A 13,054-nucleotide genomic window follows, 5' to 3' on the forward strand; every position below is an offset into this window, starting at 1 on the left:
TCAGGACGATGCCACCTCCGGGGCATGAAACAATCGGACAGGATCACCGGTGTCAACAGCGAGCAGGAGACACAGCACGATGCGTATCGGAGTTCTCACGGCAGGCGGCGACTGTCCGGGACTGAACGCGGTGATCCGGTCGGTTGTGCACCGAGCGGTCACGACGTACGGCGACGAGGTCATCGGCTTCGAGGACGGCTATGCCGGTCTGCTCGACGGCCGCTACCGGCCCCTGGACCTCAACGCGGTGGGCGGCATCCTGGCCCGCGGCGGCACCATCCTCGGCTCCTCCCGGCTGGAGCGCGACCGGCTCCGCGAGGCGTGCGAGAACGCCTCCGACATGATCCACCGGTTCGGCATCGACGCGCTCATCCCGATCGGCGGCGAGGGCACGCTGACGGCGGCGCGGATGCTGTCGGACGCGGGGCTGCCGGTGGTGGGCGTACCGAAGACGATCGACAACGACATCTCCTCCACCGACCGCACCTTCGGCTTCGACACGGCCGTCGGCGTGGCCACGGAGGCGATGGACCGCCTCAAGACCACCGCCGAGTCCCACCAGCGCGTGATGGTGGTCGAGGTCATGGGCCGCCACGCGGGCTGGATCGCGCTGGAGTCCGGCATGGCGGCCGGCGCCCACGGAATATGCCTGCCCGAGCGCCCCTTCGACCCGGCCGGCCTGGTCAAGATGATCGAGGAACGCTTCGCCCGCGGCAAGAAGTTCGCCGTGATCTGCGTCGCCGAGGGCGCCCACCCGGCCGAGGGCACCATGGACTACGGCAAGGGCGAGATCGACCAGTACGGCCACGAGCGCTTCCAGGGCATCGGCACGGCACTGGCGTACGAGCTGGAGAAGCGGCTCGGCAAGGAGTCCAAGCCGGTCATCCTCGGCCACGTCCAGCGCGGCGGCGTCCCCACGGCCTACGACCGCGTCCTCGCCACCCGCTTCGGCTGGCACGCGGTGGAGGCCGCACACCGCGGCGAGTTCGGCCACATGACCGCACTGCGCGGCACCGACATCGTGATGGTCCCGCTCGCCGATGCGGTCACCGAACTGAAGACGGTCCCCAAGGACCGTATGGACGAGGCGGAGTCGGTGTACTGACCCGCACCTCACCAAGTGCAGGATTTGGGCCAGGCAGCAGGGACAGAACCGCAGGTCGCGTCTCCCCGTCGTGGCCCGAATCCCGCACTTGTCCCCGGAGGGCCCGCGGAAGTCATGACACCGACCCGAGAAGCGGGCGGCCCCACGTCCCCTCCAAACCGACGGCCGGGGCAAGCAGTTCCCTCAGCGTTCCCTCCCGGGTCCCCTCATCCACCGGTAGACCAGCTCCGGTCTGCCCACCTGGCCGTACAGGGGGCTGCGGTCGGCTCGGCCCGCGTCGACCAGGTGCTCCAGGTAGCGCCGGGCCGTGATGCGGGAGATTCCGACCGCCTCGCCGACCCCGGCCGCGGTGAGGCCCTCCTCCGCCTCCCGCAGCACGCCCGTGACCCGTTCCAGGGTCGGCGCGCTCAGCCCCTTGGGGAGGGTGGCCGGGCTCGGGGCGCGCAGCGTCGCGAGGGCCCGGTCGACCTCCGCCTGCCCGCCGGCCTCTCCGGCCGCCGCGCGGAACTCGGCGTACCGCACCAGCCGGTCCCGGAGCGTGGCGAAGGTGAACGGTTTCAGCACGTACTGGACCACGCCCAGCGAGACCCCTTCGCGCACCACCGCCAGGTCCCGCGCCGAGGTCACCGCGACCACGTCCGCGTGATGGCCGGCGGCCCGCAGGGAACGGGCCAGTCGCAGACCGTGCACGTCCGGCAGGTGCAGGTCGAGCAGGAGCAGGTCCACCGGGGTGCGGTCCAGCATCCGCCGGGCCTCCGCGCCCGTGTGCGCCTTGCCGACCGCGACGAACCCCGGCACCCGGCCGACGTACATCACGTGCGCGTCCGCCGCGACCGGGTCGTCCTCGACCACCAGGACGCGAATGCGCTGTTCGCTCGTCATGCCCCCTGCCCTGCCGTCCGCCACGTCTCGCCTCCGGACACGTGCCCTGCGCCCCCGTCCCCCAACGGCAGCCGCGCCTCGAACACCGCGCCGCCCTCCTCGGCCTCCGTCACCGTCAACGTCCCCTCGTGCCGCTGCACAGCCTGCCGTACGAGCGCCAGGCCCAGCCCCCGCCCGCCGGACCCCGTCGGCTTGGTGGAGAAGCCGCGCTGGAACACCAGGTCCGCGTGGGCCGGATCCACCCCCGGCCCGGTGTCCGTCACCCGAAGCACGAGCTCCGTACCCTCCGCGCACGCTGTCACCGTCACCGTCACCCGCGCCCGCGGGCTGCCCTGCGCCGCGTCCACCGCGTTGTCGATGAGGTTGCCGAGCATCGTCACCAGGTCCCGGGGCGGCAGGCCCCGCGGGAGCAGCCCGTCGTCCAGGCCGCTGTCCTCGGACACCACCAGCTCCACCCCCCGCTCGTTGGCCTGCGCGGTCTTGCCGAGCAGCAGCGCGGCCAGCACCGGCTCGCTCACCGCCGAGACCACCCGGTCGGTCAGAGCCTGGGCCAGCTCCAGCTCCGCCGTGGCGAACTCCACGGCCTCCTCCGCCCGCCCCAGCTCGATCAGCGACACCACCGTGTGCAGACGGTTCGCGGCCTCGTGGGCCTGCGAGCGCAGCGCCTGCGTGAAGCCGCGCTCGGAGTCCAACTCGCCTGTCAACGACTGCAATTCGGTGACATCCCGCAGGGTCACCACCGTGCCCCGGCGCTGCCCGCCCGACACGGGCGAGGTGTTGACCACCAGCACCCGCGACGCGGTCAGGTGCACCTCGTCCACCCGCGGCTCGCAGGCCAGCAACGCACTTGTCAGCGGAGCCGGCAGACCCAGGTCCGCCACCGACCGCCCCACGACATCCTCCCTGCCCCCCCACCCCCAGCAACTCCCGCCCCCCGTCATTGATCAACGCCACCCGGTGCTGCGCGTCCAGCATCAGCAGCCCCTCACGCACCGCGTGCAGCGCGGCCTGGTGGTAGTCGTACATGCGGCTGAGCTCGGCGGCGTTCATGCCGTGGGTGTGCCGGCGCAGTTGGGCGTTGATCACGTACGTACCGACGGCGCCGAGCGCGAGCACCCCGGCGGCGACCGAGAACAGCGCGGCGACCTGCTCCCGCATCCGCTCGCTGATCGCCTCCACCTTGATGCCGGCGCTGACCAGCCCGATCACGCGCCCGCCCTCCTCGACGGGCGTGACCGCGCGGACGGACGGGCCGAGGGTGCCCGTGTAGGTCTCGGTGAAGGTCTCGCCGCGCTGGGCGCGGGCGATGTTGCCGAGGAAGGGCCTGCCGATCTGGTCCGGGTCCGGGTGCGTCCAGCGGATGCCCCCGGGAGTCATGATCGTGACGAAGTCGACCTCGGTGTCCTTCTGCACCCTCAGCGCGTACGGCTGGAGCTCCGCCGTGGGGTCGGGGGAGTGGATGGCCGCCCGCACCGACGGCGCGTCGGCGATCGAGCGGGCCACCGCGGTGGCCTGACGGCGGGCCGCCTCCTCGGCCTGGTCCTGATCATTGACGTACGTGAACAGCGCGTATCCGGCCACGACGAGCGCGAGCAGCACCGCCTGCATCGCGAACAGCTGACCCGCCAGGCTGCGAGGTCTCGGAAGGGCGGGTATGCGCATGCCGCAAGTCTGCCTCTCTGTTCTGGCCTGATCTGTCCGGCGTGAACTCAATGAACGGAAGGGTGACCGCCCTCACACGGCGGGAGATAGTCACGGCATTCCCCGAAACCCCGGACGTGAGCCGCACGCCGGTGATGCCGACGACGTCGTCAAGGAGGGCCGCCGTGAGCAGCGCAGCCGATACGGCACCTGCCGCACCCGCAGCCAAGCGGGACCGCACCCACTATCTGTACATAGCCGTGATCGCCGCGGCGGTCCTGGGAATCGGAGTCGGGTTCGCCGCGCCGGAACTCGCCAAGGAGCTCAAGCCGCTCGGCACCGGTTTCGTGAACCTGATCAAGATGATGATCTCGCCGATCATCTTCTGCACGATCGTGCTCGGCGTCGGTTCGGTGCGCAAGGCCGCCAAGGTCGGCAAGGTCGGCGGGCTCGCGCTCTGCTACTTCATCGCGATGTCGTTCGTCGCGCTGGCCATCGGACTCGTGGTCGGCAACATCATCCACCCGGGCGGTGGCATGCACCTGACCGAGGCGGTGAAGGGCGTCGGCCAGGCGCAGGCCCAGGCCGGGGGCGAGGGCCCGGTCGACTTCGTGCTCGGCGTCATCCCGACCACGCTGGTGTCGGCGTTCACCCAGGGTCAGGTGCTGCAGACCCTGCTGGTCGCCCTGTTCGTCGGGTTCGGGCTGCAGACCATGGGCCGCAGGGGCGAGCCGATCCTGCGCGGGGTGGAGCACATCCAGCGGCTGGTCTTCCGCGTCCTCGCCATGATCATGTGGGCCGCCCCCATCGGCGCCTTCGGCGCCATCGCCGCCGTCGTCGGCGAGACGGGGATCGACGCCCTGAAGGCACTCGCCACGATCATGCTCGGCTTCTACGTCACCTGTCTGCTGTTCGTGTTCCTGGTGCTGGGCGCGCTGACCCGGCTCGTGACCGGTGTCAACATCCTCCAGCTGCTGAAGTACCTGGGCCGTGAGTTCCTGCTGATCGTGTCCACCTCGTCGTCCGAGTCCGCGCTGCCCCGGCTGATCGCCAAGATGGAGCACCTGGGCGTGAGCCGTCCGGTCGTCGGCATCACCGTGCCGACCGGTTACTCCTTCAACCTCGACGGCACGATGATCTACCTGACCATGGCCTCGCTGTTCATCGCCGACGCGATGGGCCAGCCGCTGTCCGTCGGCCAGCAGATCACCCTGCTGCTGTTCATGATGATCGCCTCGAAGGGCGCGGCCGGTGTCACCGGCGCGGGTCTGGCCACCCTCGCCGGTGCCCTGCAGTCCCACAAGCCCGCCCTGGTCGACGGTGTCGGCCTGATCGTCGGCATCGACCGCTTCATGAGCGAGGCCCGCGCGCTGACCAACTTCGCGGGCAACGCGGTCGCCACCCTGCTGATCGGCACCTGGACCGGGGAGGTCGACAAGGACCGGGTGCGGCGGGTGCTCGCCGGCGAGCTGCCCTTCGACGAGAAGACCCTGCTCGACGACTCCGACGACTCCGACGACTCCGACGACTCCGACGGCACCGGCACCCCGGCCGAGCTGCCTGATCAGCACGAGAAGGAACTCGCCAAGGCCTGACTCCGGGCCCTTCGCTCCGGACGCCCGGCCCCGCCTGAACCCGGGCCGGGCGCCCGGCACCCGAAGAAGCCGCCGAGCGGCCGGGTCCTCCCCCTACGGGCCCGGCCGCTCGGCCCTTTCGTTTCCCAGGGAGAGGCACCTGTTGACCTCAAGCTCACTTGAGGGAGGACGCTCGGGTCATGACCACACAGACGGATCACACGGAGATCACCCTGCTCGTCGACCGGTTCTTCCGGGCCTTGGACGACCGCGAGTTCCAGGGGAACCGGGCCGAGCGCTTCCTGACCGAGGACGCGCGCATGGAGACCCCGCTGGGTACGTTCGAGGGGGCCGATGCCCTCCGCGGAACCGAGGAGGCACTCGGGCGTTATGAGCGTACGCAGCACATCGCCTCCGGAGTGCTCGTGGAAACCGCCGAGGGCGGAGACGAAGCCACCGCCACCTGGAACGCGTTGATGACGCACGTGCACGGGGACGCGACGCGGCAGATGTACGGAGCCGACGCCGACCCGCTCTTCACGGTCGGCGGTCGCTTCGACGCCGGCCTCGTCCGGACCACCGACGGCTGGCGTTTCCGCCGTGTCGCGGTCCACCCGATCTGGACGCAGGGGCGGCCACCGGTGGGCGTGGGCGACGCGTAGAGCTGTCGGACGCGCCGCGACCCGCCTTGTCGTGCATCGAAAAAACCCCCGGGCAATTGCGTCCGGGGGATTCTCTTGCGTATATTCGATGGTTCGTGACTTCAGGTAAAAATGGTCACGAAGAAGTTCAGTAGTCACAGTGTATGTGGGCGGGAGTCGAATTGTCAAACACCGATTTCTCAGACGGTGAATTGCGGCAGGAACAGGAATTCATCGACGGGCTGTACGCGCGCGTGGACGCGCTGCGCGGTGATGCCGAGGACTCCGTCGCGGACGCGCTCGCGCAGGGCGACACGCCCATGCAGGCCAGGCTGGAGCGGGACATCCTCGTCGCCGAGCGGTCGGGGCTGCTGGCCGCGCTGAACGCCGTGGACGGCTCGCTCTGCTTCGGCCGGATCGACCTCGCGAACGGCGACAGTCACCACATCGGCCGTATCGGCCTGCGCGCCGACGACGCCGACCGCACGCCGATCCTGATCGACTGGCGGGCCGACGTCGCCCGTCCGTTCTACCTGGCCACCGGCCACACCCCGATGGGCCTGCGCCGCCGTCGGCACATCTCCACCGAGGGCCGCCGGGTCAGCGCCCTGCACGACGAGATCCTCGACCTCGGCGACACCACCCGCACCGGCCACGAGGACCCGACCGGCGACGCGGTGCTGCTCGCCGCGCTCAACTCCGCGCGCACCGGCCGGATGGGCGACATCGTGCGGACCATCCAGGCAGACCAGGACCGCATCATCCGCGCGCCGCACCGCGGGGTGCTCGTGGTCGAGGGCGGACCGGGCACCGGCAAGACCGCCGTCGCCCTGCACCGGGCCGCGTACCTGCTGTACGAGCACCGCGAACTGCTCGCCAGGCGCGCCGTCCTCATCGTCGGCCCCAACCCCGCCTTCCTCGGCTACATCGGCGAGGTGCTGCCCTCCCTCGGCGAGACCGGCGTGCTGCTGGCGACCGTCGGCGAGCTGTTCCCCGGTGTGAAGGCGACGGCCACCGACACCCCCGAGGCCGCCGCCGTCAAGGGCCGCGCCGACATGGCCGACGTGCTCGCCGCCGTCGTACGGGACCGGCAGGCGCTGCCCGACCCGGTCGTCGCCATCGAGCACGACCGCGAGGTCCTGATGCTCGACGACGACCTGGTGAACGTCGCCCGCGAGCGCACCCGCGCCGCGAAGCTGCCGCACAACGTGGCCCGCGAGCACTTCGAGGGCCACATCCTCAACACGCTCACCGACATGGTCGCCGAGCGCATCGGCACCGACCCCTACGACGGCTCCAACCTCCTCGACGCGAGCGACATCACCCAGATCCGCGACGAACTCGCCGGGAACCCCGAGGTCTGGTCGGCCATCGACCAGCTGTGGCCGCGGCTGACCCCGCAGCGGCTGGTCGCGGACTTCCTGGCCGACCCGGAGGGATACGTCGGCGACGAGGACGCGGCCTCGATCCGCCGCCCGGTGACCCGGGTCTGGACCGTGGCGGACGTTCCCCTCCTCGACGAGGCCGCCGAACTGCTCGGCGAGGACGACCGCCTGGTCCGTGCCCATGCCGAGCGTGAGCGCGAGACCCAGGTCGCCTACGCCCAGGGTGTGCTGGACGTGTCGTACGCGTCCCGGACCTACGAGTTCGAGGACAAGGACGACGAGGACAGCGAGGTTCTGTCCGCTCACGACATCATCGACGCCGAGCGGTTCGCCGAGCGGCAGGAGGAGGAGGACCACCGCAGCGCCGCCGAGCGCGCGGCGGCCGACCGCACCTGGGCGTTCGGGCACATCATCGTCGACGAGGCGCAGGAGCTGTCGCCGATGGCGTGGCGGCTGCTGATGCGGCGCAGCCCCACCCGCTCCATGACCCTGGTCGGCGACCCCGCGCAGACCTCGGAGGCGGGCGGTGTCGGCGCCTGGGCGGACATCCTCCAGCCGTACGTCGAGGACCGCTGGGAGCACACCCGCCTCGGCGTCAACTACCGCACCCCCGCCGAGATCATGGACGTCGCGGCGGCCGTGGTGCGGGCGGAGAACCCCGACTTCCAGCCGCCCGGTTCGGTCCGCTCGACCGGCGTACGGCCCTGGGCGCGCGCCACCGACGACCTGCCCGGCGCGGTGGAGAAGGCCGTCGCCGAACTCACCCCGTCCGAGGGCCGGCTCGCGGTGATCGCCCCGCGCGACCTGCACCGCCGCCTGGCCGCCCGGCTGGACGGCGTCACGGCCGGCGCCGAGCCCGACCTCGCCCGGTCGGTCGTCCTGCTCGACCCGCGCCAGGCCAAGGGCCTGGAGTTCGACTCCGTCCTGGTGGTCGAACCGGGCCGCTACGGCACGAGCGACCTGTACGTGGCCCTGACCCGGGCCACGCAGAGGCTCGGTGTCGTGCACACCGGTGAGCTGCCGAAGGCCCTGGCGGACGCCCTCGCCTGAGCGGTCCGGTCAGGCCGGCCGCAGCCACACCGTCGACAGGGGCGGCAGCGTCAGGCGGACGCTCGCCGGGCGGCCGTGCCGCCCCTGCGGCTCCGGCTTGACCGGGTCCGGGTGGACGACGCCGCTGCCGCCGTAGCGGGCCGCGTCGGTGTTGAGGACCTCCGCCCAGGCGGGCACGTCGTCGGGGACGCCGACGCGGTAGTCGGGGCGGACGACCGGAGCGAAGTGGGACACCGCGAGCAGCGGGGTGCCGTCGGCGTCGTAGCGCAGGAAGGCGAGGACGTTGTCGTCCGCCGCGTCCCCGGTGACCCACTGGAAGCCGTCCGGGTGGACGTCCCGCGCCCACAGGGCGGGGGTGGCGCGGTAGACGGCGTTGAGGTCGCGGACCAGGTCCCGCACGCCCCGGTGGTCGGCCTCCGCGCCGTACGCCGGGTCGAGCAGCCACCAGTCCGGGCCGCGGACCTCGGACCACTCCGAGCCCTGCGCGAACTCCTGCCCCATGAAGAGCAGTTGCTTGCCGGGGTGGGACCACATGAAGCCCAGGTAGGCGCGCAGGTTGGCGCGCTGCTGCCACCAGTCGCCGGGCATCTTCGACACCAGCGAGCCCTTGCCGTGCACCACCTCGTCGTGGGAGATCGGCAGCACGTAGTTCTCGCTGTAGGCGTACACCATCGAGAACGTCATCTCGCCGTGGTGGTACGTGCGGTGGACGGGATCGTGGCTCATGTACTGCAGCGAGTCGTGCATCCAGCCCATGTTCCACTTCAGTCCGAAGCCCAGGCCGCCGAAACCGCTCGGGCCCCGGTGGTGGGTGGCCCGGGTGACCCCGTCCCAGGCCGTCGACTCCTCGGCGATGGTCACCACACCCGGCACCCTGCGGTACACGGTCGCGTTCATCTCCTGCAGGAACGCCACCGCGTCCAGGTTCTCCCGGCCGCCGTGCTCGTTCGGCGTCCACTGGCCCGGCTCGCGCGAGTAGTCCAGGTAGAGCATGGAGGCGACCGCGTCCACCCGCAGGCCGTCGATGTGGAACTCCTCGCACCAGTACAGGGCGTTGGCGACGAGGAAGTTGCGCACCTCGCGGCGGCCGAAGTCGAACTCCAGGGTGCCCCAGTCCGGGTGCGCGGCCCGCAGCGGGTCCGCGTGCTCGTACAGCGGGCGACCGTCGAACTCGGCCAACGCCCATTCGTCGCGCGGGAAGTGCGCCGGCACCCAGTCCATCAGGACCCCGATGCCCGCCTGGTGCAGGGCGTCGACCAGGTACTTGAAGTCGTCCGGGGTACCCAGGCGCGCGGTGGGCGCGTAGAAGCCGGTGACCTGGTAACCCCAGGAGCCGCCGAAGGGATGCTCGGCGACCGGCATCAGCTCCACATGGGTGAAGCCGAGCTCCTTGACGTACGCCGGGAGCTGCTCGGCGAGCTGACGGTAAGTCAGCCCCGGCCGCCAGGACGGCAGATGCACCTCGTACACCGAGAACGGCGCCTCGTGCGCCGGCTGTTCGGCCCGGCGGGCCAGCCACTCCTCGTCGCCCCACTCGTGGTGCGAGGCGTGAACGACGGACGAGGTGGCCGGCGGGGCCTCGGTCCGGCGGGCCAGCGGATCGGCGCGCAGCGTCTTCGAGCCGTCCGGCCGGGTGATCTCGAACTTGTACAGCTCACCCTCGCCGATGCCGGGCACGAACAGCTCCCACACACCCGTCGAGCCGAGCGAGCGCATCGGATGTCCGGTGCCGTCCCAGAAGTTGAAGGTGCCGGCCACCCGCACCCCCCGGGCGTTGGGCGCCCACACCGCGAACCGGGCGCCGCTCACACCCCGTAGGGTCATCGGGTGCGCCCCGAGCGCCTGCCACAGCTGCTCGTGCCGCCCCTCGCCGATCAGGTACAGGTCCAGCTCGCCGAGCGTGGGCAGGAAGGAGTAGGCGTCCGTGACGTGCTGCACCGTCCCCTCGTACGCCACCTGGAGCCGGTACTCCGGTACGTCCCGCAGCGGCAGCAGACCCGAGAAGAACCCGTCCCCGTCGTCGTTCAGCTCGGTCCGCTGCTCCCCGACGACCACGCCGACGCCGAGCGCGTACGGGCGGAACGCCCGGAAGGCCACCCCGCCGGGTACGGGGTGCGCCCCGAGCACGGAGTGCGGATCGTGGTGCGTACCGCTGAGCAGCCGTTCGCGGTCGGCGGCTCCGGCGGGGACGAGGTCGATCCCGGCCGCCGTGGGCTCCGCCGGGGGAGCGGCGACGGGCTCGGGCGCCACGGGCGTGACCGGCTCCGGGGCGGCCGGTGCCTTCGCGGGTGCCTTGACCGCTGCCCTTGCCGGCGCCTTCTTCGCCGGTGCCTTCTTGGCGGTCTTCTTCGCGGCGGCCTTGGTGGCCGTCGCTTTCGTCGTTGTCTTCGCTGTGGCAGTCGTCTTCGTGGCCGTCTTCTTCGCCACCGCCTTCTTGGCTGTTTTGGGCGTTGCCGTTTTGGCCGATGCCTTCTTTGCCGCTGTCTTCTTCGCGGCTGTCTTCTTCGCAGGCGCCTTCTTCGGCGTGGCGTTCTCCGGTGGCGCCGCCGTCTTCGCCGTCTTCCGTGCGGCGCTCTTCTTCGTGGCCGTCGGCTGCTCGGCATCGGCAGCCTCGGCCGTCCTCTTCGGATCCGAACCGCTGGACGGGGGGCGGGGGGTCACGGGCGGAGCCTCCTCGGCACAGGTCAGGTGCGGTGGGTGGGGTTCAGACGGAGTCGGGGCCGGCCAGGCGGCGCACCGCGGACAGCGGCACCGGGAGCCAGTCGGGCCGGTGCCGGGCCTCGTAGACGGCCTCGTAGATCGCCTTGTCCGTCTCACAGGCGCGCAGCAGAACCGGGTCGGTGCGCGGGTCGACCCCGCTGACCTCGGCGTATCCGGTGCAGTACGCGGCCCGGCAGGCCGCCGCCCACTCCGGTGCCGGCGGGCCGCCCGCCGAGTGCGCCGCGTAGTCGAAGGAGCGCAGCATCCCGGCCACGTCCCGCACCGTCGGCTGGGCCATCCGCCGCTCGGCCAGCGGTTTGGCCGGCTCGCCCTCGAAGTCGATCAGCCACCACTCGCCGGAGGGGGAGCGCAGGCACTGCCCGAGGTGCAGGTCGCCGTGGATGCGTTGGGCGGTCCAGGTGTGGCCCTCGGCCGCCAGATCGGCCAACGCCTCGAACGCGGAGTGCAGCCCGGTGACGTACGGCCCCAGCGTGGGCACCGCCTGCGCGGCCGCCTCCAGCCGCCCGGTCATGCCCGTCACCATGCACTGCAGCTGGGTGTGGCCGAGCGTGACCGTGGGCAGTGCGTGGGCCAGCGCGGTGTGCACCTCGGCGGTGGCGCGGCCCAGTGCCCGCGCCTCGGCGCTGAAGTCCTCGCCCTTGGCCAGCTGGCGCAGCGCCAGCTCCCAGCCGTCCGAGGCGCCCTGCACGAAGGGCTGGAGCACCCCGAGGACGTACGACTCGCCGTCCACCTCCGCCGTCATCCACGCCGTCGGCGGCGGCACCCGGGGGCAGCCCTCGCGGGCCAGGGCCAGCGGCAGCTCCAGGTCGGGGTTGACGCCGGGCACCACCCGGCGCAGCAGTTTGAGGATGAACGTGTCGCCGTAGACGACCGAGGAGTTGGACTGCTCGGCGGTCACCAGCCGGGGGACCAGGTCGGGGCGTATCTCCTCCCGCCGCTCGAAACGCAGCCCGCCGATGCGGGCCTGGGTGCGCAGCGCCTCCAGGATCACCTCGGCGGGCCGGGGGTCGTACAGGGCCTCGTACACCGTGCGTCCGGCGAGCGGACCCTCGTGCACATGGCCGATCAGCGCGGGCGCCAGCCGTGGGGGCAGGGCCTCGCGCACGCCTATGAGCAGCTGGTAGCAGTCGCCGGGGTGCGACTCGGCGCCCGGCAGGTTCGCCAGCGGCTGGTGGGCGCGGACGAGCAGGTGGTACAGGCCGAGCTTCCCGTCGGCGACCGGCAGCAGCTCGGTGGCGGCGACCAGCGAGAAGCCCGTGACCGGGCGTCCCTTGCCCGCGAACCAGCGCTGGCGTGGCAGCCATGCGCGCAGCAGCGGGTCCAGTGAGGCGAGCAGGCCGGGGCCGGCGGCGGTGACAGAGCGCGTGACGGCTTCCGACATGGCTTCCGACATGGCGTCGCGTCCAATCGCTGGTCGGGTGTGACTGACGCGTGCCCACGGGTGGGGCGGGGAAACGCCCGCCCCAGCCCGGGAACCGGTCGGCCGCGTCGTCCTTATGTCCTTGCGGAGACGGAACCATTGGCGTTCACGCCACCTGTGGCGGTGGCGTGTCCTGTCCGATCGCTCGGACAGGTTTCACGCGATGAACGCGCGCGATGGGTGACCGAGCCACCCTCCCCCAGTGCCTTGGGGCCTGGGAGGTGCCCCCATGACGGGCTCGGGTTCTGATCACCAGAACGGCGTAACCGTATCACTACTCACCGTGTTCTCGGCGCAGTCGGAACCAGTAGAAGCCGTGCCCCGCCAGGGTCAGCAGGTACGGCAGCTCACCGATGGCCGGAAAGCGCACCCCGCCGAACAGCTCGACCGGGTGCCGGCCGCGGAAGGCGCTCAGGTCGAGTTCGGTGGGCTGGGCGAAGCGGGAGAAGTTGTTGACGCACAGGACCAGGTCGTCCTCGTACTCGCGCAGGAACGCGATGACCGCGGGGTTCGACGAGGGGAGCTCCCGGTAGGACCCCAGCCCGAAGGCGAGGTTCTGCTTGCGGATCTCGATCATGCGGCGGGTCCAGTGCAGCAGCGAGGACGGCGAGGACATCGACGCCTCGACGTTGGTG

At 71.5% G+C, this 13,054-nt stretch carries 8 protein-coding genes and 1 pseudogene; 4 read left to right on the forward strand and 5 right to left on the reverse strand.

Going from position 1 to position 13,054, the window contains the following annotated elements:
- Positions 1–79 precede the first annotated feature (79 nt).
- Positions 80–1,105, forward strand: coding sequence for an ATP-dependent 6-phosphofructokinase (locus tag DEP02_RS03575; RefSeq protein WP_112465853.1), 1,026 nt, complete (start codon positions 80–82; stop codon positions 1,103–1,105).
- 183 nt (positions 1,106–1,288) lie between these two features.
- On the opposite strand, the gene DEP02_RS03580 is transcribed toward DEP02_RS03575, so the two are convergent.
- Positions 1,289–1,987, reverse strand: a complete 699-nt coding sequence (locus tag DEP02_RS03580; protein WP_112465859.1) for a response regulator — start codon at positions 1,985–1,987, stop codon at positions 1,289–1,291.
- Positions 1,984–3,649: pseudogene (locus tag DEP02_RS03585) on the reverse strand (sensor histidine kinase). The gene DEP02_RS03580 and the pseudogene DEP02_RS03585 overlap by 4 nt, the downstream one beginning before the upstream one ends.
- Before the next feature lie 164 nt (positions 3,650–3,813).
- Between DEP02_RS03585 and DEP02_RS03590 the strand changes: the two are divergent.
- The 3 genes from DEP02_RS03590 to DEP02_RS03600 all read left to right on the forward strand — a co-directional run bounded on the left by DEP02_RS03590 (position 3,814) and on the right by DEP02_RS03600 (position 8,278).
- Positions 3,814–5,223, forward strand: a complete 1,410-nt coding sequence (locus DEP02_RS03590; RefSeq protein ID WP_112465854.1) for a cation:dicarboxylate symporter family transporter — start codon at positions 3,814–3,816, stop codon at positions 5,221–5,223.
- Between the two features lie 179 nt (positions 5,224–5,402).
- Positions 5,403–5,864 carry a nuclear transport factor 2 family protein gene (locus DEP02_RS03595; RefSeq protein ID WP_112465855.1) on the forward strand — a complete coding sequence of 154 codons (462 nt, stop codon included), beginning with the start codon at positions 5,403–5,405 and terminating at the stop codon, positions 5,862–5,864.
- A 143-nt stretch (positions 5,865–6,007) separates the two neighbouring features.
- A complete protein-coding gene (locus tag DEP02_RS03600; RefSeq protein ID WP_112465856.1) occupies positions 6,008–8,278 on the forward strand; it encodes a HelD family protein in 2,271 nt (756 codons plus the stop codon).
- Between the two features lie 9 nt (positions 8,279–8,287).
- Here the strand turns inward: DEP02_RS03600 and glgB are convergent, their stop codons facing one another.
- The 3 genes from glgB to DEP02_RS03615 form a co-directional block, all read right to left on the reverse strand.
- The gene (glgB, locus tag DEP02_RS03605) at positions 8,288–10,939 is read right to left on the reverse strand and encodes a 1,4-alpha-glucan branching enzyme (RefSeq protein WP_112465857.1); all 2,652 of its coding nucleotides are present in this window, start codon (positions 10,937–10,939) and stop codon (positions 8,288–8,290) included.
- A 43-nt stretch (positions 10,940–10,982) separates the two neighbouring features.
- Positions 10,983–12,380, reverse strand: a complete 1,398-nt coding sequence (locus DEP02_RS03610; RefSeq protein ID WP_112465858.1) for a maltokinase N-terminal cap-like domain-containing protein — start codon at positions 12,378–12,380, stop codon at positions 10,983–10,985.
- A gap of 313 nt (positions 12,381–12,693) precedes the next feature.
- On the reverse strand, positions 12,694–13,054 hold a 361-nt coding region (locus DEP02_RS03615), incomplete at its 5' end, for an alpha-glucosidase C-terminal domain-containing protein (RefSeq protein WP_198668271.1).

Source organism: Streptomyces triticisoli (assembly GCF_003270085.1).
In the GTDB taxonomy this organism is placed as follows: domain Bacteria; phylum Actinomycetota; class Actinomycetes; order Streptomycetales; family Streptomycetaceae; genus Streptomyces; species Streptomyces triticisoli.